We start from the raw sequence: 26,593 nt of genomic DNA on the forward strand, positions 1-26,593 counted from the left end.
GTCGCGCCACCGAAATGCCGACAGTGGCATGTCTCACCGCGTCCCGGGCCGGGGCCCCGTACTCCGGATAGGCTCATGGCCGTACGACCCTGATCCGGGGCATGTGCGGCAGGCACAGCCACGAGGCACGAGGGAGGCCGGGGATGACGTCGGCGCCGGGGCGCAGGAGCAGTACCTTCACGCGGCTGCTGCGGCACGGCTTCACCGATCCGTCCGCAGCGGAGCGGCTGCTCGACAGCGCCGGACTCGCGCTCGTGCGCAACGACCCCGTGCTGCTGGACGCCCTCGGCGCCACCGCCGACCCCGACCTCGCGCTGCGGGGTCTGGTGCGGCTGCTGGAGGCGCAGGACGGGCCCGTCGCCCGTCAGGAACTGCTGGACACGCTGATAGCCGCCAAGCCGCTGCGGGACCGGCTGCTCGGGGTGCTCGGCGCGTCCGAGGCGCTCGCCGACCACCTGGCCCGGCACCCGAGCGACTGGCAGGCCCTGGTCACCTACGAGCCGCGCGACCTGCACCCGGGCGTCGAGGAGTTCGAGCGGGGCCTCGCCGGGGCCGGCGACCCGGTCTCGCTGCGCGTCGCCTACCGGCGCTGCCTGCTGTCCATCGCCGCCCGTGACGTCTGCGGCACCATCGAGGTCGCCCAGACCGCCGCCGAGCTCGCCGACCTCGCCACCGCCACCCTGCGCGCCGCCCTCGCCCTCGCCCGGGCCGCCGCGCCCGAGGACGCCGCGCTGTGCCGGCTCGCGGTGATCGCGCTGGGCAAGTGCGGGGGACACGAGCTGAACTACGTCTCCGACGTCGACGTCGTCTTCGTCGGCGAGGCGGTGGACGGGGCCGACGAGGACAAGGCGCTGCGCGCCGCGACCCGGCTCGCCGCGCACCTGATGCGGATCTGCTCCGAGACCACCGTCGAGGGCTCCATCTGGCCCGTCGACGCCAACCTCCGCCCCGAGGGCCGCAACGGGCCACTGGTGCGCACCCTCGCCTCCCACCTCGCCTACTACCAGCGCTGGGCCAAGACCTGGGAGTTCCAGGCGCTGCTCAAGGCCCGCCCGGTCGCCGGTGACCTCGCGCTCGGCGAGGAGTACGTCGCCGCGCTCCAGCCGCTGGTGTGGGGGGCCGCCGAGCGGGAGAACTTCGTCGCCGACGTGCAGAAGATGCGCCGCCGGGTGGTGGAGAACATCCCCGCCGCCGAGGTCGACCGGCAGCTCAAGCTGGGCCCGGGAGGCCTCAGGGACGTCGAGTTCGCGGTGCAGCTGCTCCAGCTGGTGCACGGCCGCTCCGACGCCTCGCTGCGCAGCGGCACCACCCTCGACGCGCTGAAGGCCCTCGCCGCCGGCGGCTACGTCGGCCGCGCGGACGCCGCCCAGCTCGACGACGCCTACCGCTTCCTGCGCTCCATGGAGCACCGCATCCAGCTCCACCGGCTGCGCCGCACCCACCTCGTCCCCGAGGACGAGGCCGACCTGCGCCGCCTGGGCCGCTCCCTCGACCTGCGCACCGACCCGGTCGCCACCCTGACCCGGGAGTGGAAGCGGCACGCCTCCGTCGTACGGCGGCTGCACGAGAAGCTGTTCTACCGGCCGCTGCTCGACGCCGTCGCCGCGCTCGCCCCCGGCGAGGCCCGGCTCAGCGCCGAGGCCGCGCGGGAGCGGCTGATCGCGCTCGGGTACGCCGATCCGGCCGCCGCGCTGCGCCACCTGGAGGCGCTGGCGTCCGGTGTCACCCGCAAGGCCGCCATCCAGCGCACCCTGCTGCCGGTGCTGCTCGGCTGGTTCGCGGACTCCGCCGACCCGGACGCCGGTCTGCTCACCTTCCGCAAGGTCTCCGACGCGCTCGGCAAGACGCCCTGGTACCTGCGGCTGCTGCGCGACGAGGGCGCCGCCGCCGAGAACCTGGCCCGCGTGCTGTCCGCCGGACGGCTCGCCCCCGACCTGCTGATGCGCGCCCCCGAGGCGGTGGCGCTGCTCGGCGACGGGGGCGGCGGGCTCGAACCGCGGCCCCGCGCCCATCTGGAGCAGGAGATCCTCGCCGCCGTCCGCCGCGCCGACAACGCCGTCCAGGGCGTCACGGCCGCCCGCGGAGTGCGCCGCCGCGAGCTGTTCCGCACGTCCGCCGCCGACATCGTCGGCTCCTACGGCACCGAGTCGCAGCCCGCCGAAGCCGACCAGGGCGCCCTGGTGGACCTGGTGGGCGGCGCGGTGTCCGACCTGACGGCCGCCACCCTCGCCGGCACGCTCCGCGCGGTGGTCCGCGAGGGCTGGGGGGACACCCTCCCCACCCGGTTCGCGATCATCGGCATGGGCCGCTTCGGCGGGCACGAGCTGGGCTACGGCTCCGACGCGGACGTCCTGTTCGTGCACGAACCGCGCGACGGCGTGGACGAGCGGGAGGCCGCCGAGGCTGCCAACAAGGTGGTCTCCGAGATGCGCCGGCTGCTGCAGATACCGAGCGCCGACCCGCCCCTGCTCGTCGACGCCGACCTGCGCCCGGAGGGCAAGTCCGGCCCGCTGGTGCGCACGCTCAAGTCGTACGAGGCGTACTACCGCCGCTGGTCGCTGGTGTGGGAGCGGCACGCGCTGCTGCGCGCCGAGCACGTCGCCGGGGACGAGGACCTGGGCCGCCGCTTCACCGAGCTGATCGACCCGCTGCGCTATCCGGCCGCCGGGCTCGGCGAGGAGGCCGTCCGCGAGATCCGGCGGCTGAAGGCCCGTATGGAGTCCGAGCGGCTGCCGCGCGGCGCCGATCCCAAGCTGCACGCCAAGCTCGGACCGGGCGGGCTGTCCGACGTGGAGTGGACCGTGCAGCTCCTCCAGTTGCGGCACGGTGCCCGGGAGCCGGGCCTGCGCACGACCCGCACGCGGCAGGCGCTGGCCGCCGCCCGCGCGGCCGGGCTGATCTCCGAGGACGACGCCGCCACCCTCGACGAGGCCTGGGTGCTCGCCACCCGTGTGCGCAACGCGGTGATGCTGGTCCGGGGCCGGGCCGGGGACACCTTCCCCACCGTGCCCCGCGAACTGGGCGCCGTCGGCCGCTACCTGGGCTACGGCCCCGGTCACGCCGGCGACATGCTCGACGCGTACCGGCGTACGGCACGGCGGGCGCGGAGCGTGGTGGAGGAGCTGTTCTACGGGGGGCTGTGATCCCCGACAGGGCCCGGCCTCCCTGAGGAGGCGCCGCCCTGGCCCTGCTTCGGCACCGGGATCCGCTCCGGTCCCCGTCTCCGCTGTTCGGGCACCCGCCTCGGCAGGGTGTACGGCCGGCGTCCGTACCAGAGCAGTGCGATGCCGTAGCCGAAGGACAGGCAGAGGACGCCGCCCACCGCGTCCAGCCAGAAGTGGTTGGCGGTGGCGACGATGACCACCAGCGTGGCCGCCGGGTACACCAGGCCCAGCACCCGCACCCAGGGGACGGTGGCCAGCGCGAAGATCGTCAGCCCGCACCACACCGACCAGCCGATGTGCATCGACGGCATCGCGGCGTACTGGTTCGACATGTTCTTCAGGTCGCCGGAGGCCATCGACCCCCACGTCCGGTGGACCAGGACGGTGTCGATGAAGTCCTGGCCGTTCATCAGCCGGGGCGGGGCGAGCGGATACAGGTAGTAGCCGACGAGGGCGATGCCGGTGGTGGTGAAGAGGACCAGGCGGGCCGCCGCGTACCGGCCGGGATGACCACGGTAGAGCCACACCAGGACACCCAGCGTCACCACGAAGTGCAGGGTGGCGTAGTAGTAGTTCATGCCGACGACGAGCCAGGTCACCGAGTTCACGGCGTGGTTGACGGACTCCTCGACGGCGAGGCCCAGTTGCTGCTCCAGGCGCCAGATCCCGTCGGCGTTGCGCAACGCCTCGGCCCGCTGTTCCGGCACGGCGTTGCGGATCAGCGAGTACGTCCAGTAACTCACCGCGATCAGCAGGATCTCGAACCACAGCCGGGGCCGGCGGGGCGCGCGCAGACGGCGCAGGCGGACCGGCCCCGTCTTCTCCGCGACAGGGTGCACTGCGGCCTCTTCCCGGCCTTCCAGCGTTGTCACCGTCGTGTCACCCATGGGCCAGAGTCTGCCAGAAAAGACCCTCCCGCCAGATCATCCCCCGGTCGGGCCCGACCCGCACGTTCTCCCCCGGGGGCAGGCCCGCCCCTTCCTCCTGTGGCAGTGCGCCGAGGGCCCTCCTCTCCACCCTAGGGACGATTGCGGTCCCCAGGGGCCGAAGCGGTCGAACCGCGCACCACCAGTTCCGGCATGAACACGAACTCGCTGTGCGGCGCGGGCGTCCCGCCGATCTCCTCCAGCAGCGTGCGCACCGCGGCCTGGCCCATCGCCGGGACCGGCTTGCGGACCGTGGTCAGCGGCGGGTCGGTGAAGGCGATCAGCGGGGAGTCGTCGAAGCCGACCACCGAGATGTCCTTCGGCACGTCCAGACCGCGCTGCCGGGCCGCCCGTATCGCGCCCAGCGCCATCATGTCGCTCGCGCACACCACCGCCGTGCAGTCGCGGTCCATCAGCGCGGTGGCGGCGGCCTGGCCGCCCTCCAGCGTGTACAGCGAGTGCTGGACCAGCTCGGTCTCGACCGTCTCGGCGCTCAGCCCGAGCTGCTCCTGCACGGTGCGCACGAAGCCCTCGATCTTGCGCTGCACCGGCACGAACCGCTTCGGCCCGAGCGCCAGCCCGATCCGGGTGTGGCCGAGGGAGACCAGGTGGGTGACGGCGAGCGCCATCGCGGCCCGGTCGTCGGGGGAGATGAACGGCGCCTGCACCTTCGGCGAGAAACCGTCCACGAGCACGAACGGCACGCCCTGCGCCCGCAGCCGCTCGTAGCGCTGGGTGTCGGCGGTGGTGTCCGCGTGCAGTCCGGAGACGTAGATGATGCCGGCCACCCCGCGGTCCACGAGCATCTCGGTGAGCTCGTCCTCCGTCGACCCGCCCGGCGTCTGGGTGGCGAGCACCGGCGTGTAGCCCTGCCGGGTCAGCGCCTGCCCGATGACCTGGGCCAGCGCCGGGAAGATCGGGTTCTCCAGCTCCGGGGTGATCAGACCGACCAGGCCCTCGCTGCGCTGCCGCAGCCGCACCGGGCGCTCGTAGCCGAGGACGTCGAGGGCGGCGAGCACGGACTGGCGGGTGGTGGCGGCGACGCCCGGCTTGCCGTTGAGGACGCGGCTGACGGTCGCCTCGCTCACCCCCGCCTGAGCAGCGATGTCGGCAAGGCGTGTGGTCACAGGACTGGACTGTAGCTGCCGGTTCTCCCCTTGCACACCGATCGGACGCCTGGTGCGTGCCGTCGAACGGCCCGCTGCGGGCTGCTGGGTCATCGCGGTCCCTCAAGTCGTGGTCGGCGTCCGCTCCGCAAGGGATGATTCCCCCGGCGGCAACGGATGGCAAGTGCTTGCAGAGTCTTGCACAACCGTCCGAACCCCTGTCGTACGGGCGGAAACCCGGGGTGCCGGGCGGTCGGGGACAGGTCACGGCGGCATAACTCCCGGCGTCGCTTGCAAAACTTTTCTGCAAGGTCTTTCGGAAAAGTTCCGGCGCTGTTACGTTCACGTCGCCCGGCGGCGGCAACGGCGCGGTCGGCAAGTTCGCAGGACGGCAGACGGGGCCGCACCTGCGGGCCCTGTCGTCACATTCCCGTCTGCCTCGCGACGCCTGGCACGCACGCTCGCCGCGTTGCCGAAACGCCCACGTGGCTCCGCCACGAGGGCGCTCCGGCGCCTTGCGATCGCACGCACCGGACGCCGCGAGGCCCGCCCTTCGGGCGGACGACGCGAATGTGACGACAGGGCCCACCACACGGGCTTTAACCCTCAAGGAGAACCTCATGCGGCGTGGCATAGCGGCCACCGCGCTGGTGGCGTCCCTCGCCCTCGCGGCGACGGCCTGCGGCGGAGACAGCGACAGCGGCGACTCGGCCGGCGGCCCGGTCACCATCACCTGGTGGGACACCTCCAACGCGACCAACGAGGCGCCGACCTACCAGGCCCTGGTCAAGGAGTTCGAGGCCGCCAACAAGGACATCAAGGTCGAGTTCGTCAACGTCCCCTTCGACCAGGCGCAGAACAAGTTCGACACCGCCGCCGGTTCCAAGGGCGCCCCCGACGTGCTGCGCTCCGAGGTCGGCTGGACCCCCGCCTTCGCCAAGAAGGGCTTCTTCCTGCCGCTGGACGGCACCGAGGCCCTCGCCGAGCAGGACAAGTTCAAGCCCAACCTGATCGAGCAGGCCAAGTACGAGGGCAAGACCTACGGCGTCCCCTTCACCACGGACACCCTCGCCTTCGTCTACAACAAGGAGATCTTCGAGAAGGCCGGCGTCGAGGCCCCCAAGACCTGGGACGACCTGAAGAAGGCCGCCGCCACCGTCAAGGACAAGACCGGCGTCGACGGCTACTGGGGCTCCACCGCGGGCTACTACGCCCAGCCGTTCCTGTACGGCGAGGGCACCGACATGGTCGACGCCGACGCCAAGAAGGTCACCGTGAAGTCGGCCGAGGCCGAGAAGGCGTACGGCACCTGGCTGGACCTCTTCGACGGCAAGGGCCTGCACAAGGCCGACGTGACCGCCGACGCCTACGCCCACATCCAGGACGCGTTCGTCAACGGCAAGGTCGCCTCGATCATCCAGGGCCCGTGGGAGATCACCAACTTCTACAAGGGCTCCGCCTTCAAGGACAAGAACAACCTCGGCATCGCCACCGTCCCGGCCGGCTCCACCGGCAAGGCCGGCGCCCCGACCGGCGGCCACAACCTCTCCGTCTACGCCGGCTCCAGCAAGGACAAGCAGGAGGCCGCGCTGAAGTTCGTGAACTTCATGACCTCGGCCAAGGCGCAGGAGACCATCGCGCTGAAGAACTCCACGCTGCCCACGCGCGACGACGCCTACACCGACCAGGTCAAGGCCGACCCGGGCATCGCCGGCTACCAGACGGTCCTCTCCGCCGCGCAGCCGCGCCCGGCCCTGCCCGAGTACAGCTCGCTGTGGGGTCCGCTGGACGACGAGCTCCCGCAGATCGCGAGCGGCAAGGAGTCCCTGGACAAGGGCCTCGGTGACGCGGAGACCGCGATCGCCAAGCTGGTGCCGGACTTCAGCAAGTAACGCCCGCGTGGCCGCCGGACCCGCTTCCCGCCGGGTAGGGTCCGGCGGCCGCCGGCCTGTGTGCCGTACCCCTTGATCATCCAGAAGGTGCCGAACCATGACAGTCGCCATCGACCGCGCGACCGGCAAGCGCCGCGGTGACCGCGCGCCCCGCCCCGGGCCGGTCAGCCGCCTGAAGCGCAGTTTCCAGAAGCACTGGTACGCCTACGCCATGATCGCGCCGGTGGCCCTCGTGCTCGGCGTCATCGTGCTGTATCCCCTGGGGTACGGCCTCTACCTCACCCTCACCGACGCGGACAGCCTGAACTCGGCCCGCACCATCGGCGTCAACGAGATCGAGGCCACCTACGAGTTCATCGGCATCGACAACTACGCCGACATCCTGTGGGGCGAGACGGCCTACGACCGCTTCTGGTCCAAGTTCCTCTGGACGATCGTGTGGACGGCGGCCTGCGTCGGCCTGCACTACGGCATCGGCCTGGGCCTGGCCCTGCTGCTCAACCAGAAGCTGCGCGGCCGCACCCTCTACCGGCTGGTCCTCATCCTGCCGTGGGCCGTGCCGACCTTCGTCACCGTCTTCGGCTGGCGCTTCATGCTCGCCGACGCCGGCATCGTCAACACCGCCCTGGACTCCCTCGGCCTGCCCTCGCCCGCGTGGCTGGAGGACACCTTCTGGCAGCGGTTCGCCGCGATCATGGTGAACACCTGGTGCGGCGTGCCGTTCATGATGGTCTCCCTGCTCGGCGGACTGCAGTCCATCGACGCCAGCCTGTACGAGGCGGCCGAGATGGACGGCGCCAACGCCTGGCAGCGGTTCCGCCACGTCACCCTGCCCGGCCTGCGCTCGGTCAGCTCCACCGTGGTCCTGCTCGGCGTCATCTGGACCTTCAACCAGTTCGCCGTCATCTTCCTGCTGTTCGGCAACACCGCCCCGGAGGCACAGATCCTCGTGACCTGGGCCTACCAGCTCGGCTTCGGACAGCAGCCGCGCGAATTCGCCGAGTCCGCGGCCTACGGCATGCTGCTGCTGGCCATCCTCGTCGTCTTCACCTCCTTCTACCGCCGCTGGCTGAACCGCAATGAGCAGCAGCTCGCGATCTGAGGCAGGAGTCCCCATGAGCACATCCACCGTCACCCCCACTGCTCCGGCGGACCGGCCTGCCGACGACACCACCCCGCCCCGCCCGTCCCGCCGGCGCGGCGAGAGCGGCCCCCTGGCGCGCCTCACCACGCACGGCGTGCTGACCGTGGCGAGCCTGATCGCCCTGTTCCCGGTCGCCTGGCTGGTCTTCCTCTCCCTCGGTCCCGACAAGGACGACTATCTGCGCCCCGGCGGCATCTGGGGCAAGATGACGCTCGACAACTACACGTTCGTCCTGCAGCACACGAACTTCTTCGACTGGCTGAAGAGCTCGCTGATCGTCTCGCTCGGCACCACGGTCATCGGCGTCCTGGTCGCCGCCACCACCGGCTACGCGGTCTCCCGCATGCGCTTCCCGGGCTACCGGAAGTTCATGTGGGTGCTGCTGCTCACCCAGATGTTCCCGGTGGCCGTCCTGATGGTCCCGATGTACCAGATCCTCTCGGACCTGCAGCTCGTCGACAGCTACCTTGGACTCGTCCTCGTCTACTGCTCGACGGCGGTGCCGTACTGCGCCTGGCTGATGAAAGGCTATTTCGACACCATCCCGTTCGAGATCGACGAGGCTGGACGCGTCGACGGGCTGACCCCCTTCGGCACGTTCGCACGGCTGATCCTGCCGCTCTCCAAGCCGGGGCTGGCGGTCGCCGCGTTCTACAGCTTCATCACCGCGTTCGGCGAGGTCGCCTTCGCCACGACGTTCATGCTCGACGACGAGAAGTACACCCTCGCCGTCGGTCTGCAGAGCTTCGTCAGCGAGCACGACGCACAGCGCAACCTCATGGCCGCCACCGCGGTCCTGATCGCGATACCGGTCTCCGCGTTCTTCTACCTCGTGCAGAGGAACCTGGTGGCCGGCCTCACCGCCGGCGGCACGAAGGGCTGACCCCCTCCGTGGAACGACTCCCGCGCGCCTGACGTGCGCGGGTAGGCGGCCGCGGGTGTCCATCCGACCCCGCCGACCCCCGCGGCCGCCTCGTCTCCCCGCCGCACCCCACTCGCCTTCCCGACCGAACTCGCATCAAGGACGACATGAGCCAGCAGCACTCCGCCGCCCCGGCCCCGACCCCCACGACCGACTCGGCCGTCGCCACCGTCGCACGGCGCCGCGACTGGTGGCGGGACGCGGTGATCTACCAGGTGTACCCGCGCAGCTTCGCCGACAGCAACGGCGACGGCATGGGCGACCTGGAAGGCATCCGCTCCCGCCTGCCGTACCTGCGCGACCTCGGCGTGGACGCCGTGTGGCTCAGCCCCTTCTACGCCTCCCCGCAGGCCGACGCCGGCTACGACGTCGCCGACTACCGCGCCGTCGACCCCATGTTCGGCACCCTGCTCGACGCGGACGCGCTGATCCGGGACGCCCACGGCCTCGGCCTCAGGATCATCGTCGACCTGGTCCCGAACCACTCTTCCGACCAGCACGAATGGTTCAAGCGCGCCCTCGCCGAGGGCCCCGGCTCACCCTCCCGCGACCGCTACCACTTCCGCCCCGGCAAGGGCGCGAACGGCGAGCTGCCGCCCAACGACTGGGAGTCGATCTTCGGCGGCCCCGCCTGGACCCGCGTCACCGAGCCCGACGGCACGCCCGGCGAGTGGTACCTGCACCTGTTCGCTCCCGAGCAGCCCGACTTCAACTGGGAGCACCCGGCCGTCGGCGACGAGTTCCGCTCCATCCTCCGCTTCTGGCTCGACATGGGCGTGGACGGCTTCCGCATCGACGTCGCCCACGGCATGGTGAAGGCGGAAGGGCTTCCCGACCTTGGATCCCATGAGCAGCTCAAGCTGCTGGGCAACGATGTCATGCCGTTCTTCGACCAGGACGGCGTCCACGACATCTACCGCCAGTGGCGGCTCATCCTCGACGAGTACAGCGGCGAGCGCATTTTCGTCGCCGAGGCCTGGACCCCGACCGTCGAGCGCACCGCCAACTACGTCCGCCCCGACGAACTGCACCAGGCGTTCAACTTCCAGTACCTGGGCACCCACTGGGACGCGTCGGAATTGCGCGAGGTCATCGACCGCACCCTGGACGCCATGCGCCCGGTCGGCGCCCCCGCCACCTGGGTGCTGTCCAACCACGACGTCACCCGGCACGCCACCCGCTTCGCCAACCCGGCGGGCCTCGGCACCCAGATCCGCCTGGCCGGCGACCGTGAGCTGGGCCTGCGCCGGGCACGCGCGGCGACCCTGCTGATGCTGGCGCTGCCCGGTTCGGCCTACGTCTACCAGGGCGAGGAGCTCGGCCTGCCGGACGTCGTGGACCTGCCGGACGAGGTGCGCCAGGACCCGGCGTACTTCCGGGGGGCGGGCCAGGACGGCTTCCGCGACGGCTGCCGCGTCCCGATCCCGTGGACGCGCACCGGTTCCTCGTACGGCTTCGGCGACGGCGGGAGCTGGCTGCCGCAGCCGGCGGAGTGGGGCGAGCTGAGCGTCGAGGCGCAGACCGGTGACCCCGGCTCGACCCTGGAGCTGTACCGCTCCGCGCTCGCCGTGCGACGGGACCGGGCCGACCTGGGCGCCGGTGACGCGGTGGAGTGGCTGCGTGCCCCCGAGGGAGTCCTCGCCTTCCGGCGCGGCGACTTCGTGTGCGTCGCCAACACCACGGGGGAGTCGGTGACCACTCCGTCGTACGGCCGTGTCCTGCTCGCCAGCGGTGAGGTGGACGAGACGGCCGGCGAGGCGAAGGTGCCCGCCGACACCACCGTGTGGTGGACCACGGGCTGAGGTCCGGCTCGCAACTTTTTTCGTTCAAGTCGGTACGGCCCGCTGCCCTTTCGGGTGGCGGGCCTCTAACATCTGCGTTGCCGCAAGGTTGCTGAAGATTTCTGCAAGAAGATTCAGCCTGCTTGAGCGGTATCCCCACACCCTTCGATGAAGAAGGTAACCCCACATGGCACGCAGAACCCTCGCCGCGGCCGCCGCGCTCGCGGCAGCCACGGTTGTCATGACCCCGACCGGGGCGCAGGCCTCCCCGCCCGGCGGCAAGGACGTCACCGCCGTCCTCTTCGAGTGGAACTTCGCCTCGGTCGCCCGGGAGTGCACCACCACCCTCGGCCCCGCCGGGTACGGATACGTCCAGGTCTCCCCGCCCGCCGAGCACATACAGGGCGCGCAGTGGTGGACGTCGTACCAGCCGGTGAGCTACAGGATCGCCGGGCGGCTCGGTGACCGCACCGCGTTCAAGAACATGGTCGACACGTGTCACGCGGCCGGCGTGAAGGTCGTCGCCGACACGGTCATCAACCACATGTCCGCGGGCAGCGGCACCGGCACCGGCGGTTCGTCGTACACGAAGTACAACTACCCCGGGTTGTACTCCTCGTACGACTTCGACGACTGCACCGCGCAGATCAGCAACTACGGCGACCGCGGGAACGTCCAGAACTGCGAGCTGGTCGGCCTCGCCGACCTCGACACCGGTGAGGAGTACGTCCGCGGCGCCATCGCCCGGTACATGAACGACCTGCTGTCGCTGGGCGTCGACGGCTTCCGCATCGACGCCGCCAAGCACATGCCGGCCGCCGACCTGGCCGACATCAAGTCCCGGCTGAGCAACCCTTCCGTGTACTGGAAGCAGGAGGTCATCCACGGCGCCGGCGAGGCCGTCCAGCCCACCGAGTACACCGGCAACGGGGACGTCCAGGAGTTCCGGTACGCCTACGACCTCAAGCGGGTCTTCAACAGCGAGAACCTCGCCTACCTGAAGAACTACGGCGAGGGCTGGGGCTACATGAACAGCTCCGTCTCCGGCGTCTTCGTCGACAACCACGACACCGAGCGCAACGGCTCCACCCTCAACTACAAGGACGGCGCCACCTACACCCTGGCCAACGTCTTCATGCTGGCCTGGCCCTACGGCGCCCCGGACGTCAACTCCGGGTACGAGTTCTCCGACCACGACGCCGGACCGCCCAACGGCGGCCGGGTCGACGCCTGCTGGCAGAGCGGCTGGAAGTGCCAGCACAACTGGCCGGAGATCAGGTCCATGGTCGCCTTCCGCAACGCCACCCGGGGTCAGTCGGTCACCAACTGGTGGGACAACGGCGGCGACGCCATCGCCTTCGGACGCGGAAGCAAGGGCTTCGTGGCCGTCAACCACGAGTCCGGCTCCCTGACCCGCACCTACCAGACCTCCCTGGCCGCGGGGACGTACTGCGACGTCCAGAACAACACCACGGTCACCGTGAACGGTTCCGGACAGCTCACCGCCACCCTGGGCTCCCACACGGCCCTCGCGGTGTACGCCGGCAAGTCGTCCTGCTGAAGGCGCGCGGGCCGCGCCGCCGTTCACGGGGCGGCGGCGCGGCCCGCGTCCGCGTGCAAGTCCTTACCGTTACTTTCACAACCCTTGCTGTAAAGCTTTCAACGGCGATACGGTCACGCCGACGCTCCGGTGACGTGGCCGAAACAGGCCGTGCCGCGGCGTGCGGGGTCGGACCCGAATCGAGCCGTAAGCGCAAGGAGTTCTCGCCTTGATACCCAGATGGCCCGCGCCCCCGGGGCGCCGCACCGCGCGCGGCGGACGTATCGCCGCCGTCACCGTGGCCGCGCTCGCCGCCGCCCTGGTGCAGCCGGTCACCGCCGGCGCCGCGACCCCGCCCGCACCGCCCTCGGACGCGAAGCTCGCCACGTCGCCCGCGCGGCACGACCTGACCCGCGAGCAGTTCTACTTCGTCCTGCCGGACCGTTTCGCCAACGGGGACGCGAAGAACGACCGCGGCGGACTGACCGGTTCCCGCCTCACCACCGGGTACGACCCCACCGACAAGGGCTTCTACCAGGGCGGCGACCTCAAGGGCCTGACGAAGAGGCTCGACTACATCAAGGGGCTCGGCACCACCGCCATCTGGATGGCGCCCATCTTCAAGAACCAGCCCGTGCAGGGGACGGGGGAGAACGCCTCCGCCGGCTACCACGGTTACTGGATCACCGACTTCACCCAGGTCGACCCGCACTTCGGCACCAACGACGACCTCGAGACCCTCATCGACGCGGCCCACGACAAGGGCATGAAGGTCTTCTTCGACGTCATCACCAACCACACCGCCGACGTCGTCGACTACGAGGAGAAGTCCTACGGCTACCTCTCCAAGGGCGCCTTCCCGTACCTGACGAAGGACGGCGAGCCCTTCGACGACGCCGACTACGCCGACGGCTCCCGCGGGTTCCCGCGCGTCGACGAAGGCTCCTTCCCGCGCACCCCGGTGGTGCCCGAGGCGAAGAAGGACCTCAAGGTCCCGTCCTGGCTCAACGACCCGGACATGTACCACAACCGGGGCGACTCCACCTTCGCCGGAGAGTCCGCCGAGTACGGCGACTTCTCCGGCCTCGACGACCTGTGGACCGAGCGTCCCGAGGTCGTCGACGGCATGGAGAAGATCTACCAGCGGTGGGTCAGGGACTTCGACATCGACGGCTTCCGGATCGACACCGTGAAGCACGTCAACATGGAGTTCTGGACCCAGTGGGCCACCGCCCTGGACGCCTACGCGGCCAAGAAGGGCCGCGACGACTTCTTCATGTTCGGCGAGGTGTACTCCGCCGACACGGACGTCACCGCCCCGTACGTCACCCGGGGCCGCCTGGACGCCACGCTCGACTTCCCGTTCCAGGAGGCGGCGCGGCAGTACGCCTCGCAGGGCGGCAGCGCGAAGAAGCTGGCCTCGGTCTTCGGTGACGACTACAAGTACAGCTCCGCCCGGGCCAACGCCTACGAGCAGGTCACCTTCCTCGGCAACCACGACATGGGCCGCTTCGGGACGTTCCTGAAGCAGGACGACCCGGAGGCGTCCGAGGCGGAGCTGCTGAAGAAGGACATGCTCGCCAACGAGCTGATGTTCCTCAGCCGCGGCAACCCGGTCGTCTACTACGGCGACGAGCAGGGCTTCACCGGCGCCGGCGGCGACAAGGACGCCCGCCAGACCCTGTTCGCCTCCCGCACCGCCGACTACCTCGACGACGACCTGATCGGCAGCGACCGCACCCACGCCGAGGACACCTACGACACGCGAGCACCGCTCTATCAGCGGATCAGTGCTCTCGCGAAGCTCCGCAAGGCCCACCCCGCCCTGACCGACGGCATCCAGCAGGAGCGGTACGCGGCCGACGGCGCGGGCGTCTACGCCTTCTCCCGCACCGGCACGGGCAAGGACACCACCGAGTACGTCGTCGCCTTCAACAACTCCGGCGAGGCCGAGGAGGCCACCTTCGCGACCGGTTCCGCCCGGATGACGTTCAAGGGCCTCCACGGCACCGACGCCACCGCCACCAGCGACGCCGACAAGAAGATCACCGTCACCGTCCCGGCCGGCTCGGCGATCGTCCTCAAGGCGTCCGGCCCGCTCGCCGAGCCCGCCGCGAAGCCCACGGTCACCCTCAAGACCCCCGAGGCGGGCGCCACCGGCACCGTCGAGGTCACCGCCGACGTCGAGGGCGGCCGGCTCAACCGGGTCGTCTTCGCCGCCCAGACCGGCAACGGCAGGTGGCAGACGCTCGGCTCCGCCGACCACGCCCCCTACAAGGTCACCCACACCATCGGCGAGGACGTCCCCGCCGGTACCGCCCTGCGCTACAAGGCCGTCGTGATCGACTCGGCAGGGCGTACCGCGAGCGCCCTGGCCGCCTCCACCACCGGCACCCCGCCCGTCGAGGAACCACCCACCGCCGCATCCCGCGACTACGCGATCGTCCACTACAAGCGCGCCGACGGCGACTACGACGACTGGGGCCTGTACGCCTGGGGCGACCTCGCCGACGGCGAGGCCACCGAGTGGCCGGACAGCCACCCCTTCACAGGCCGCGACGCCTACGGCGCCTTCGCCTACGTCAAGCTCAAGCCGGGCGCGTCCGACCTCGGCTTCCTCGTCATCGACAAGGAGGGCGGCAAGGACGTCGCCACCGACCGCACGATCGACCTCACCAGGACCGGCGAGATCTGGATCGAGCAGGGCAAGGAGACCGTCACCACCGAGCGGCCCGAGTACCCGGCTCAGGACACCACGAAGGCGGTGCTCCACTACCACCGCGCCGACGGGAACTACGACGGCTGGGGCCTGCACACCTGGACCGGTGCCGCGAACCCCACCGACTGGTCGAAGCCCCTGGAGCCGGTGAAGACTGATGCCTATGGCGCTGTCTTCGAGGTGCCGCTCGCCGAGGGTGCCACCAGCCTCAGCTACATCCTCCACAAGGGCGACGAGAAGGACCTCCCCACCGACCAGTCGCTGGACCTCAAGGCGAACGGCCACGAGGTGTGGCTGTTGAACGGCCAGGAGAAGTACCTGCTGCCGCAGCCGGCCGGCTCCGCGGCGGCCCTCGACCCGACCACCTCCAAGGCGGTCTGGATCGACCGGGACACCATCGTCTGGGACGGTTCGGAGGCCGCCGCCTCCACCCAGCTCCTCGCCTCCCGAACCGGTTCCGTCAAGGTGCGGGACGGTGCGCTGACCAGCGACGACGCGCGCTGGCTCCGGCTGACGAGTACGACGCTCACCGACGCCCAGAAGGCGAAGTTCCCGCACCTGAAGGACGGCACCGCCTGGTCCGTCGACCCGCGTGACCGGGACCGGGTGCGCGAGGCCCTGCGCGGCCAGGTCGTCGCCGCCCAGCACGCCGCCAACGGTGCCGTGCTCGCGGCGACCGGCGTGCAGATCGCGGGTGTCCTGGACGACCTCTACGCCGCCGGCGCCACGAAGGCGAAGCTCGGCCCGACCTTCCGCCACGGCCGCCCCACCCTCTCCGTGTGGGCGCCGACCGCGCAGGACGTCTCCCTGGAGATCGGCGACCGCACCGTCCGGATGCGCCGCGACGACGCCACCGGCGTCTGGTCCGTCACCGGCCCGCGCTCCTGGAAGGGCGAGGAGTACCGGTACCGGGTGAAGGTGTGGGCGCCCAGCACCCGCGAGATCGTCACCAACGTGGTCACCGACCCCTACTCGGTCGCCCTGACCACCGACTCCGAGCGCAGCCTCGTCGTCGACCTGGCCGACCGGGACCTGAAGCCGCGCGACTGGTCGACGTACGACAAGCCGAAGGCCGTACCGCTCAAGGACGCCCAGATCCAGGAACTGCACATCCGCGACTTCTCCGTCGCGGACCGCACCGCGGAGCACCCCGGCACCTACCTCGCCTTCACCGACCAGGACAGCGACGGCAGCAGGCACCTGCGCGAGCTGGCCGAGGCCGGCACCTCGTACGTGCACCTGCTGCCCGCGTTCGACATCGCCACCATCCCCGAGAAGAAGCCCGACCAGGCCACCGTCGACTGCGACCTCGCCTCCTACCCGGCCGACTCCGCCAAGCAGCAGGAGTGCGTGGCGAAGGCCGCCGCCGAGGACGCCTACAACTGGGGCTACGACCCGTACCACTACACGGTCCCCGAGGGCTCCTACGCCACCGACCCGGACGGCACCGAGCGCACGGTCGAGTTCCGGAAGATGGTCAAGGCGCTCAACGAGGACGGCCTGCGGGTCGTCATGGACGTGGTCTACAACCACACCGCCGCGAGCGGCCAGGCGGAGACGAGCGTCCTGGACCGCATCGTCCCCGGCTACTACCAGCGGCTCCTCGCCGACGGCTCGGTCGCCGACAGCACCTGCTGCGCCAACACGGCCACCGAGAACGCCATGATGGGCAAGCTGGTCGTCGACTCGATCGTCACCTGGGCCAAGGAGTACAAGGTCGACGGGTTCCGCTTCGACCTCATGGGCCACCACCCGAAGGCCAACATCCTCGCGGTCAGGAAGGCGCTGGACGAGCTGACCCCCGCGAAGGACGGCGTCGACGGCAAGAAGATCATCCTGTACGGCGAGGGCTGGAACTTCGGCGAGATCGCCGACGACGCCCGCTTCATGCAGGCCACGCAGAAGAACATGGCCGGCACCGGCATCGCCACCTTCTCCGACCGGGCCCGTGACGCCGTGCGCGGCGGCGGCCCCTTCGACGAGGACCCCGGCGTGCAGGGCTTCGCCTCCGGCCTCTACACCGACCCCAACTCCGCGGCGGACAACGGCACCGAGGCCGAGCAGAAGGCCCGCCTGCTGCACCACCAGGACCTGATCAAGGTGGGCCTGAGCGGCAACCTCGCCGACTACACCTTCACCGACACCAGCGGCAAGGAGGTCAAGGGCTCCCAGGTCGACTACAACGGCGCCCCCGCCGGATACGCGGCCGCCCCCGGCGACGCCCTCGCCTACGCGGACGCGCACGACAACGAGACGCTGTTCGACGCGCTCGCCTTCAAGCTGCCGAAGGACACCCCTGCCGCGGACCGGGCCCGGATGCAGGTCCTCGCCATGGCGACGGCCACCCTCTCGCAGGGCCCGGCCCTCTCCCAGGCGGGCACCGACCTGCTGCGCTCCAAGTCCCTGGACCGCAACTCCTACGACAGCGGCGACTGGTTCAACGCCATCCACTGGAACTGCGCGGACGGCAACGGCTTCGGCCGCGGTCTGCCGCCGGCCGCCGACAACGAGGCCAAGTGGCCCTACGCCAAGCCCCTGCTCGGCACGGTCGAGGTCGGCTGCCCGCAGATCGAGGGCACCTCGGCCGCATACCGGGACCTGCTGAGAATCCGTACGACGGAGCAGGCCTTCTCCCTCGACACGGCCGCCCAGGTGCAGTCCCGGCTCGCCTTCCCGCTCTCCGGGAAGGACGAGACACCCGGCGTGATCACGATGACCCTCGGTGACCTGGTCGTCGTCTTCAACGCCACACCGGAGCGGCAGGGGCAGCGCGTCGCCGCGCTCGCCGGGACCGGCTACCGGCTGCACCCGGTGCAGGCGGCGGGCGGGGACGCGGTCGTGAAGACCTCGTCGTACGCGAAGGGGTCCGGCACGTTCACCGTCCCGGCGCGCACGGTCGCGGTGTTCACCACCGCCGGCTGACCCTCTGAGGAGCTGCGGCTAGTGTGAGCCCTCCCGACCCGGATCAGGAGGGCTCATGCCGCAGATCACCGTCGACTACTCCGAGCGACTGGCGGACGGCTTCGACCGGCCCGCCTTCGCGCGGGACCTGCACACCGCCGTGGTGGAGATCGCGGCGGCCAGGCAGCCGGCGTGCAAGACCCGGTTCCGGCGGACCGAGGACGTCGTGGTCGGCCCCGACACCGACGGGCACGCCCTCGTGCACGTCCACATCGCCCTGCTGCCCGGCCGCACGGACGAGACCAAGGCCCACCTCACCGAGACCGTCCTGGAACTGCTGCGGCAGTACGTCAAGCCGGCCGGAGGACTGATGCTGCACGCCTCCGCCGAGGTGCGCGACCTCGACGCCTCGTACCGGAAGTTCGAGGAGTAGGGGCCCGCTAGGAAGCGGCCAGTGAGATCAGCCGGGTGGCGAGGTCGGTGAACGGCCCGTCGCCCGGCTCGTTCTTGAGCAGGTCACGGAGGAGCGCGGCCAGTTCCTCGTCGCGGGCGGCGGCCACGGCGGCGAGCGCGGCGAAGTCCTGCACCAGCTGCGCCTCCAGCTCGGCGCGCGGGATGCGCCTGCCGTCCAGCCAGATCAGCGCCGTCGACTCGACGAGCGAGATCCAGGACCGTACGACCAGTTCCAGCCGCACCGGCGCCGGGCCCACCACGCCCATGTGCGCCACCATCTGCTCGTACGCGGCCTGCCGTACGGAGTCGATCAGCGCGTTCGTGGCCGAGGAGCCCACCGCCGGGCCGCCGCGCATCAGGGCGGCGAAACCGGGCCCGTGCTCGTCGACGAAGTCGAAGAAGCGGGCCATCACCCGCCGCAGCCGCGACCCCAGCGGGCCCTCCCGCGGCTCCGCGAACCGGGACGCCAGATCATCCGCCGCACGCCTCAACGCCGCCTCGTACAGGCTGAGTTTGCCGGGGAAGTAGTGGTAGACCAGCGGGCGGGAGATGCCCGCCCGTGACGCTATCTCGTCGATGGAGACCTCGTCGGGGGAGCGCCGGCTGAACAGTTCGAGGGCCACGCCGATCAACTGCTGCCGCCGCTCCTCGACTCCCATCCTGCGCCGCACCCCGCTCGTCATACGAACACCTTACCGATCGATTCCGGCCGTGAACGGTCCGGACCGGACAGTGGTGTTCGTCCGGTCAATGCAGTCCGTCGACCGACCGCCCGTTCCCGAGCGTGCCCTTGAGCTCGGCGCGGGCGCTTCTCTCGGCGCGGACGGCCAGCAGCCGGCCCCGCGCCGAGCCCTCGACCCCGCCCGTCGCCCTGACGGACGCCAGGTCGCGACTGCCGGCGGCGAGCAGGTACCAGGTGCCGGATCCGGACTTCCACAGCACCCCGGCCAGCACCCGCGGTTCGCGCTCCCCGCAGGCCGGCGCGGACTCGGCCTTCGCCGCCACCGCCCCGAACCGCGCGCCCGGGGTGTGGAACTGCGCCAGCACCCGCGCCCCACCGCCCCGCCAGGTCTCCGCCCGCGTGCACACCCACGCCGCCTCGCCGCTCCGGTCGGGCAGCGGCTGCTCGGCGAACGCCCACGCGTTCACGCTCCGTACGCCCGCCGAGCGCATCGCGCTCAGCGAGCAGGCGTACGGCGCCCAGAGGCGCAGCGCCCCGGCGCCGGAGGCCTCACGCGTCTCGCCGGGACGCCCGGCGGTGAGGTGGGCCGGGACCAGTTCACCGAGGTCGGTCACCAGCCGGGTGCCGGTGCCGTCGGTCAGCCGCAGCACGTTCCAGGAGGCGCACGGCCCCGATCGGAGGGCGGGACTCGCCAGCGGTGAGGTCACGCCGTCGGTGAAGGCGAGGGCCGTCGCCTCCGAGCCGGGCTCGCGCAGGTTCTGTTCACCCGCCTCACGCACCCAGGGCGCCAGCAGATAACGGACGTTGCCGTCGACGCGGCTCAGCACCACCGCGCTCGACCCGGCCCGCCCGGCACCGTCGACGCGGGCGAGGTCGAACACGGCCCCCCGCGCGCCGTCCTCCGGCTCGGCGTACCTGGCCAGGCGCAGACCGTCGTACAGCACCACCACGCGCGCGGTGTCGACCGTCCCCGCGTACAGCAGCCGGGGCGGTCCGGCGGGACCGCCGGACGGGGTGCCCGGGGTCGCCGACACCCGCACGCCCTCCCCGGGCCGGGCCCAGACGGCGAGGGCGCGGCGCAGCAGGGCCTCGTCGCCGGTGCGGTCGCCGCGCGCCGGCCACACGGAGAAGTCGGTGCGCGCGGAGGTCCGCCACGCGGTGGGGGAGACCCGGGTCAGCTTCCCCGGGTCCAGCGCGGCCTGCGCGGCCGGGTTGCGCGCGTACGGGGGCGCGGCGGCGCCGTCCGGTCCCCAGCCGTCGCCCGGCAGCCCCAGCAGCGTCCCGCACACCGCCAGCGCCGCCCCGCCGACCAGCGCGGCCTTCAGACGCCGGCGGCGGCGCAGCAGATCCGTCGGCCGGGCCTGGAGCACGCAGGGGTCGAACTCGGGGGAGTCGAGCAGCCGGTACGGGTCGGGGATCCGGTCGGCCTCCTCCAGCGCGGCGTCCACGTCGGCGACGCCCGCCGCCGCGAGCACCTCCCGCACGTCCCCGTCCGGGAGCCGCTCCAGGCCGCGCAGGGCGTGGGCGGCGCGGGCCGGCCCGGACAGCTCGGACAGCCGCTGCTCCAGCGCGAGCTCGTCGGCGCCTCCCGAGCGCGGGAACAGCTTCAGCCCCCACACCCGCGGAAGCGGCGACGGCAGCCGCGCCCCGCGCCCCAGCGCCGTACGCAGCACCTGGAGGCGGAGCAGCGCGTACCCGGGGTCGCCGTCGCGGCCGGTCCGCTGGGCGGGGACCGGCGGAGCGGGCGTGCGGCCCCGGGGCAGTGCCCGCTGGACCAGGGAGTGCGCGGTGAGCACCCGCCTGCTCCGGCCCCTGCCGGACGGCAGCACCAGGTAGGCGAGCCGGACGAGCCGCGGATAGTGCTCGACGAGCGCGGCCTCGGCCTGCTCGACGCCCACGACCGGACCGGCAGCGGAGGAGGCGGGGGAGGGCGGGACGACATCCTGTGACTGCACGTCCAGCAGAACGAGCGGACCGGGGGATGGTCACCGGGAATTGAGCATCGCGGGCGTTGCGGCCGTATCGAAGGGCGAGGGCCCCGAGCCGGGGCTCCGTGCGGCATGTCGCCCGTGAGGGACCGGAGGAACACATGAGGCTGACCCGACCGATGCTCGCGCTGGCCGGTGCGGCGGCGGCACTGGCGCTGACCGCCTGCGGATCCGGCGGGGGCGGCGAGGACGAGGTGCCGCCCACCGCGACCGGCAGCCTGGAGCACCTGGCCGCCGAGGCGGAGTGCGACCCGAACATGCAGACCGACGCCGACACCATCCGCCAGGCGCTGTGCGAGAAGGGCGACGAGAAGTACGTCCTCGCCACCTTCGCCACCGACCGGGGCCAGGCCGAGTGGCTCAGCACCGCCAAGGACTACGGCGGCTACTACCTCGTCGGCCGCAAGTGGGTGGCCGTCGGCGAGGAGCGGACCGTCACGGCCCTGCGGAGCACACTCGGCGGGACCATGGAGGAAGGGTCCGAGCACATGAACCCCGGCGGCAGCCACAACCAGGGCGGCCACCACGGCTGACCCGCGGTCCTCGGGCACACGAAGGGGCCGGCGGTGGGATCTCCCACCGCCGGCCCCTTCTCCGGTTACCGGACCGCCGCTACTGGCAGTCCTGGCCGCTGTTGATGCACTCGACCATCTGGTTCATCAGATCCTCGTCGAAGAAGTTGATGAAGTCGTTGTGGTCGGTGATCGGCTTGTGCAGCTGCTCCGGGAAGGAGTCCACCGCGAACGGGTTCACGACCTGCCCGTTCTCGATCCGCGGGGCCGGGATGTTGTCGTAGACCAGGCGGACCTGGAGCTGGGGGATGGCCTGGAAGCCGTTCGAGCAGGTGCCGTCCGCCTCGACGAAGTCGACGTGCGTGCGGTGGTTGGCGCTGTCGATGTTCTGGCCGTCCCAGCAGCTCTGGAAGGCGGACGTCCGGACCACGCTGCTGCCCTCGGGGCAGACCGGGTACTTGTCCGTCACCTGCCGGTCCTCGAAGCCGGTGCAGCTCCAGGCGGTGTTGGCGTTGTTCAGGCCGTTGGTGAAGGCCTTCGCGTCACCGGTGATGATGCGCAGGGCCGTCGGCATGGCGACGACGTCGCTCGTCCGGTTGCCGACGAACTTCAGCTCCACGTCGGTGGGCGCGACGATCTTGCCGACGTTGCCGTCCTGCCCGCCGCCCGGCTGGTCCTGGTCGATGTCCTGCGTACCGTCCTGGATCCGCAGGACCGGCCAGAAGTACGTCGACCGGTCGCCCTGGTTCTGGCAGGTCGTCTCGCCGTTCGCCAGGTCCTCGTCGCTCGCGAAGGCGGTGTTGGCCTGGTTGCCGACGTAGTCGTGCTGGTGCTGGGCGCCGTTGCTGACACCGGGAGCGACGATCACGTTGTCCGAGTTGCGGAGCTCGTTCTCGTTGGTGCCGCACTCGGTGGTGAAGCTGCCCGTCGAACCGCCGTCGCCGTTCGCGGCCAGACCGTTCGGCAGGTTGCGGGAGTTCGGCTGGACGTCCTCGATCCTGATGAAGTCGTCCGCCACGGGGCCGTTGTCGGCCTGACCGCCGTTGCCCTGGTCCTGGCCGTTGTCCTGGCCGCCGTCGCCCTGGTTCTGACCGTTGTCCTGGTCCTGGTCCTGGTCCTGGCCGCCGCCGTTCCCCGGCTGCTCGGCCGGAACGCCCTGGCACCGGGCGAACCGGCCCAGGTCGCGCGGCGCCTTGCCGCCCGCCCGGTTGATGTTGACGCCGATCCGGTCCAGGGTGGCCGTCCGCTTGGACTTCAACGGTCCGAGGATGGCGTTGTCGACGTAGCTCGCGTCACCCGCCTGGGCCTGGCGCGTCTCCGCGAGACGCGTGTAGGCGTCCGTGATCTGCCGGTCCAGCAGCGCCAGTTCCTTCGCCACACCCCTGCGTGCCTTCCTCGGCACCTTCGTCAGCTTCTGGCCGACGTCGGGGCAGTTGATCGTGGCGACCTGCGCCCCCCTCGACTTCGTCCGGTTGTGGCCTCCGTCCTCGTGCGCCGAGGCATAGAAGTTGGCCCAGACCAGCCCGCCCCCACCGAGCGCCAGGGCCGCCGCCCCGGCTGTCACTTTGGTGGCCAGCGGCATACGGCGTTTTCTTGTGTTGCGTCCCATGGAACTCCCTCTTGACCTTCCTTACGGGGGCATCCCTTTGCGGGGCATCGAGCGGCCCGACAGGAGTGAAGCGGCTCCCTTGAGTACGGGAACCGCCCCACGGGTGTTCACCCGTCACGGAAATCGGTGAGAAGTCCGTACGCCACACTGGTTTCAACAGGCTCTGGAATACCGGGAGTTGTCGACCGTCCACCCGGAGTGAAGGGGCGGCGGGCCCGGTTTCACCGGCCGTGGTCGAGATACGCGAGAACCGCCAGCACGCGCCGGTTGTCGTCGTCCGAGACCTCAAGACCCAGTTTGGCGAAGATGTTCGCGGTGTGCTTCGCGATCGCCCGTTCCGTCACCACCAGCTTGGCCGCGATCGCCGCGTTGGTCCGCCCCTGCGCCATCAGCTCCAGCACCTCCAGCTCGCGGGGCGTCAGCCGCGCCAGCGGCCGGTCGTTCCCCGACTGCCGTGCCAGCAACTGCTGGATCACCTGCGGATCCATCGCCGTACCTCCCCGCGCCACCCGCCGTACCGCGTCCACGAACTGCTCCGCGTCGAACACCCGGTCCTTCAGCAGGTAGCCCACCCCGCCGCTGCCGTCCGCCAGCAACTCCCGCGCGTAGAGCTGCTCCACATGCTGCGAGAGCACCAGCACCGGCAGCCCTGGCCGCCTGCGGCGCGCCTCCAGCGCGCACTGCAGCCCCTCGTCGGTGTGCGTCGGCGGCAGCCGTACGTCGACCACGGCGACGTCGGGCTCCCGCTCGGCCAGCGCCCGTGCCAGCTCGGGCCCGGACTCCACGGCCGCCGCGATCTCGAAGTCGTGCGCTTCGAGCAACCGGACGAGTCCGTCGCGCAGCAGGAACAGGTCTTCGGCTAGGACAACGCGCAAGGCATCTCCATGGTGACCATGGTGGGACCGCCGGCGGGGCTGCTGACGGCCAGGACGCCGTCGAATGTACCCAGTCGCCGCTCCACCCCGGTCAGTCCCGAACCGGTGCCGATCACCGCACCGCCCCGCCCGTTGTCGGTGACCGTCACCCGCAGATGGCCGTCGGCGTGGTGCAGGTCGACCCAGACACGGTCCGCCCCGGAGTGCTTCACCGCGTTGGTGAGCACCTCGCTCACCGCGAAGTACGCCGCCGACTCCACCGGCGCCTCCGCCCGTCCGGGCAGCTCCACGGTCACCTCGGTGGCCACCGGCAGCCGCAGCGCCAGCGCCCGCACCGCGTCCCCGAGCCCGCGCTCGGCCAGCACCGGCGGGTGGATGCCGCGCACCAGCTCCCGCAGCTCGGTCAGCGCCTCGGCGGAGGACCGCCGGGCGTGCGCCAGCAGCTCACGCGCCTTCGCCGGGTCCTTCTCGATCAGCGCCTCGATCGTCCCCAGGTCCATGCCCATGGCGACCAGCCGCGCCTGCGCCCCGTCGTGCAGATCCCGCTCGATGCGCCGCAGTTCGGCGGCGGAGGTGTCCACGGCGTCCCGCCGGGTCTCGGTCAGCACCCGCACCCGCTCGGTCAGCTCGCCCCGGCCCGAGCCGAGGACGGCCCGCGTGAGCAGGAAGTGCGCGTGCAGCAGGCGCGGGACGAGGAAGTGCGCGAGGAGCAGCAGGGCGAGGGCGAGGACGCCGGCGCCCAGCGCGGACGTCTGGCCGGAGACCGGCACGAAGCCGTACCAGTACCCGTCGGGCAGCACCCGCCACAGTCCGGCCGCGATGGCCACGCCCTCCAGCGGGTAGACCAGCAGCACGAACGGCAGCAGCGCGGTGAGGAAACCGGCGGTCATGTCGACCGGCAGCCACCGCAGGTCCCGCCAGGTCGCCGGGTCACCCAGCATCCCGAACGTCCGCCCCCACGGATTGGCGTCCTCCGGTATCGGCCGGTACGACGGCGGGATCCGCACCCCGCCCCACTCGGCCGCCAGCACCCGCCGCCAGTTCGCGAACGCCCGCACCCCTTGCAGTACGTACGGGGTGGTGACGATGCCGACGCCGATGGGGATCAGCGCGATGGACACGGCGGACAGCACGAACCACAGCACCGCCCCCGGCAGCGCCACCAGGGCGAGCGCCAGCCCTCGTATCGCGGCGAGCGCGATGCCCCGCCCCCTGGTCCGTCCGCTGTCGTTCTTCGTGTCGGTGGTCATGGCACAAGTCTGGCCGGGCGGGACCGGCGGGGCACTGGGCCGGGCACCCGGCCTGGGGGTGGTGCTGGCTACACCCCTCCGGTGGCCCCCAGCACCTTCGCCTCCACCTCCGGATCGAGCCCCTTGACGGTCCGGTCCGGGCGCCGGGGCGCGGTGCCGCCGATGTCCTTCAGCCAGGCCCAGGTGTCGGCCACGGTCCCGGCGACCGGGCGGCAGCGCAGCCCCGCCGCGACCGCCCGGGAGACGTCCGCCGAGTGCAGCGCGTCGTACCCCTCACTGCCCGGCGGCACCCACACCGGCAACTGCGTCCACGGCTCGATCCCCGCTTCGAGGATCACCTCCGGCGCGGTCCACCGCAGCTCGGCCGCGCCCCCGGTCACCTCGGCGCACGCCTCCAGCAGCCCGCCCATCGTGGTGTGCCCCTGCGGCGACATCAGGTTGTACGGCCCGCCCAGCCCCTGCTCCGCCGCCCCGAGGATCCACTCCGCGAGGTCGCGGACGTCGACGTACTGGAGCGGCAGGTCACGCGGGCCCGGCGCGAGGACCGGCCCGCCGCGCGCCATCCGGTCCAGCCACCAGGGCAGCCGGCCCACGTTCTCGTACGGCCCGAGGAGCAGCCCCGCCCGCACCAGCAGCGACCGGTCCGCGCCGAAGGCGTCCACGGCGGCCAGCTCACCGCCCCGCTTGTCCCGCGCGTAGTCCGTGAGGCCGGCGTCGGCACGGGCGCCCTCCACCACGGGTGCCCGCTCGGTGTACCCGGCGGGCGGGGCCCAGTCGTACACCGAGCAGCTCGACACGTACACGTACCGTCCCGCGCGGCCCCGCAGCAGCCGCGCCGCGTCCCGCACCGCGCGCGGCGCGGCCGACCAGGTGTCGACGACGACGTCCCACTGGCCGGGCTCCTCGTCGAGCGCGGCCAGGCCGTCCGGCGCGGTGCGGTCGCCCCGCAGCGTCCGCGCGCCCTTCGGGGCCTCGTGCCGCCCCCGGTGGAAGACGGTCACCTCCCAGCCCCGCCCGAGGGCCGCCTCGACGACGGCCCGGCCCGCGAACTCCGTACCACCCAGCACCAGAAGTCTCATACCGGTGACTCTGCCCGGCCGGGCGGCATGGGGGAACGGGAATCTGCTGA

Annotated in this window: 17 protein-coding genes; 9 read left to right on the forward strand and 8 right to left on the reverse strand. The window is 71.6% G+C overall.

The genetic code is table 11. The features are described from left to right. Positions 1-143: 143 nt before the first annotated feature. A complete protein-coding gene (locus ACF1DX_RS03935) occupies positions 144-3,143 on the forward strand; it encodes a bifunctional [glutamine synthetase] adenylyltransferase/[glutamine synthetase]-adenylyl-L-tyrosine phosphorylase (RefSeq protein WP_391789639.1) in 3,000 nt (999 codons plus the stop codon). On the opposite strand, the gene ACF1DX_RS03940 is transcribed toward ACF1DX_RS03935, so the two are convergent. Further along, the gene (locus ACF1DX_RS03940) at positions 3,128-4,051 is read right to left on the reverse strand and encodes a phosphatase PAP2 family protein (protein WP_391789640.1); all 924 of its coding nucleotides are present in this window, start codon (positions 4,049-4,051) and stop codon (positions 3,128-3,130) included. The genes ACF1DX_RS03935 and ACF1DX_RS03940 overlap by 16 nt on opposite strands. Before the next feature lie 131 nt (positions 4,052-4,182). Next, on the reverse strand, positions 4,183-5,217 hold the full coding sequence (locus tag ACF1DX_RS03945; RefSeq protein WP_383347743.1) for a LacI family DNA-binding transcriptional regulator: 1,035 nt from the start codon (positions 5,215-5,217) through the stop codon (positions 4,183-4,185). A 599-nt stretch (positions 5,218-5,816) separates the two neighbouring features. On the opposite strand from ACF1DX_RS03945, the gene ACF1DX_RS03950 reads away from it, so the two are divergent. The 7 genes from ACF1DX_RS03950 to ACF1DX_RS03980 all read left to right on the forward strand — a co-directional run bounded on the left by ACF1DX_RS03950 (position 5,817) and on the right by ACF1DX_RS03980 (position 18,528). Next, positions 5,817-7,088: an extracellular solute-binding protein gene (locus ACF1DX_RS03950; protein ID WP_391789641.1), complete on the forward strand. Its 1,272-nt coding sequence runs from the start codon at positions 5,817-5,819 to the stop codon at positions 7,086-7,088. Positions 7,089-7,185: 97 nt separating this feature from the next. Then, complete coding sequence (locus tag ACF1DX_RS03955) at positions 7,186-8,190, forward strand: carbohydrate ABC transporter permease (RefSeq protein WP_391789642.1); 1,005 nt, start codon at positions 7,186-7,188, stop codon at positions 8,188-8,190. Between the two features lie 13 nt (positions 8,191-8,203). Next, positions 8,204-9,115 carry a sugar ABC transporter permease gene (locus tag ACF1DX_RS03960; protein WP_391789643.1) on the forward strand — a complete coding sequence of 304 codons (912 nt, stop codon included), beginning with the start codon at positions 8,204-8,206 and terminating at the stop codon, positions 9,113-9,115. 146 nt (positions 9,116-9,261) lie between these two features. Beyond that, positions 9,262-10,956, forward strand: a complete 1,695-nt coding sequence (locus ACF1DX_RS03965) for a glycoside hydrolase family 13 protein (protein ID WP_391789644.1) — start codon at positions 9,262-9,264, stop codon at positions 10,954-10,956. 166 nt (positions 10,957-11,122) lie between these two features. Next, positions 11,123-12,496, forward strand: coding sequence for an alpha-amylase family protein (locus tag ACF1DX_RS03970; protein WP_391789645.1), 1,374 nt, complete (start codon positions 11,123-11,125; stop codon positions 12,494-12,496). 208 nt (positions 12,497-12,704) lie between these two features. After that, entirely contained in the window at positions 12,705-18,116 is a 5,412-nt protein-coding gene (pulA, locus tag ACF1DX_RS03975) for a pullulanase-type alpha-1,6-glucosidase (protein ID WP_391789646.1), read from the forward strand. Positions 18,117-18,171: 55 nt separating this feature from the next. Continuing rightward, on the forward strand, positions 18,172-18,528 hold the full coding sequence (locus ACF1DX_RS03980; protein ID WP_391789647.1) for a 5-carboxymethyl-2-hydroxymuconate Delta-isomerase: 357 nt from the start codon (positions 18,172-18,174) through the stop codon (positions 18,526-18,528). Positions 18,529-18,535: 7 nt separating this feature from the next. Here ACF1DX_RS03980 and ACF1DX_RS03985 read toward each other — a convergent pair whose 3' ends face one another. Together ACF1DX_RS03985 and ACF1DX_RS03990 are read right to left on the reverse strand one after the other, a co-directional pair. Beyond that, positions 18,536-19,231 (reverse strand): TetR/AcrR family transcriptional regulator, encoded by a 696-nt coding sequence (locus ACF1DX_RS03985; protein WP_391789648.1) that lies wholly within the window; start codon positions 19,229-19,231, stop codon positions 18,536-18,538. A 64-nt stretch (positions 19,232-19,295) separates the two neighbouring features. After that, a complete protein-coding gene (locus ACF1DX_RS03990; RefSeq protein ID WP_391789649.1) occupies positions 19,296-21,185 on the reverse strand; it encodes a hypothetical protein in 1,890 nt (629 codons plus the stop codon). Positions 21,186-21,319: 134 nt separating this feature from the next. Here ACF1DX_RS03990 and ACF1DX_RS03995 point away from each other — a divergent pair, with 134 nt between their 5' ends. Then, complete coding sequence (locus tag ACF1DX_RS03995) at positions 21,320-21,751, forward strand: hypothetical protein (RefSeq protein ID WP_391789650.1); 432 nt, start codon at positions 21,320-21,322, stop codon at positions 21,749-21,751. Between the two features lie 79 nt (positions 21,752-21,830). Here ACF1DX_RS03995 and ACF1DX_RS04000 read toward each other — a convergent pair whose 3' ends face one another. The 4 genes from ACF1DX_RS04000 to ACF1DX_RS04015 all read right to left on the reverse strand — a co-directional run bounded on the left by ACF1DX_RS04000 (position 21,831) and on the right by ACF1DX_RS04015 (position 26,543). After that, on the reverse strand, positions 21,831-23,339 hold the full coding sequence (locus tag ACF1DX_RS04000) for a DUF1996 domain-containing protein (RefSeq protein ID WP_391789651.1): 1,509 nt from the start codon (positions 23,337-23,339) through the stop codon (positions 21,831-21,833). Positions 23,340-23,560: 221 nt separating this feature from the next. Further along, on the reverse strand, positions 23,561-24,214 hold the full coding sequence (locus ACF1DX_RS04005) for a LuxR C-terminal-related transcriptional regulator (RefSeq protein ID WP_391789652.1): 654 nt from the start codon (positions 24,212-24,214) through the stop codon (positions 23,561-23,563). Next, positions 24,199-25,464, reverse strand: a complete 1,266-nt coding sequence (locus ACF1DX_RS04010) for a sensor histidine kinase (RefSeq protein WP_391789653.1) — start codon at positions 25,462-25,464, stop codon at positions 24,199-24,201. The genes ACF1DX_RS04005 and ACF1DX_RS04010 overlap by 16 nt, the downstream gene beginning before the upstream one ends. 68 nt (positions 25,465-25,532) lie before the next feature. Beyond that, complete coding sequence (locus ACF1DX_RS04015) at positions 25,533-26,543, reverse strand: SDR family oxidoreductase (protein ID WP_391789654.1); 1,011 nt, start codon at positions 26,541-26,543, stop codon at positions 25,533-25,535. Between the last annotated feature and the right edge of the window lie 50 nt (positions 26,544-26,593).

Source organism: Streptomyces sp. NPDC014676 (genome assembly GCF_043084105.1).
Lineage (GTDB): Bacteria > Actinomycetota > Actinomycetes > Streptomycetales > Streptomycetaceae > Streptomyces.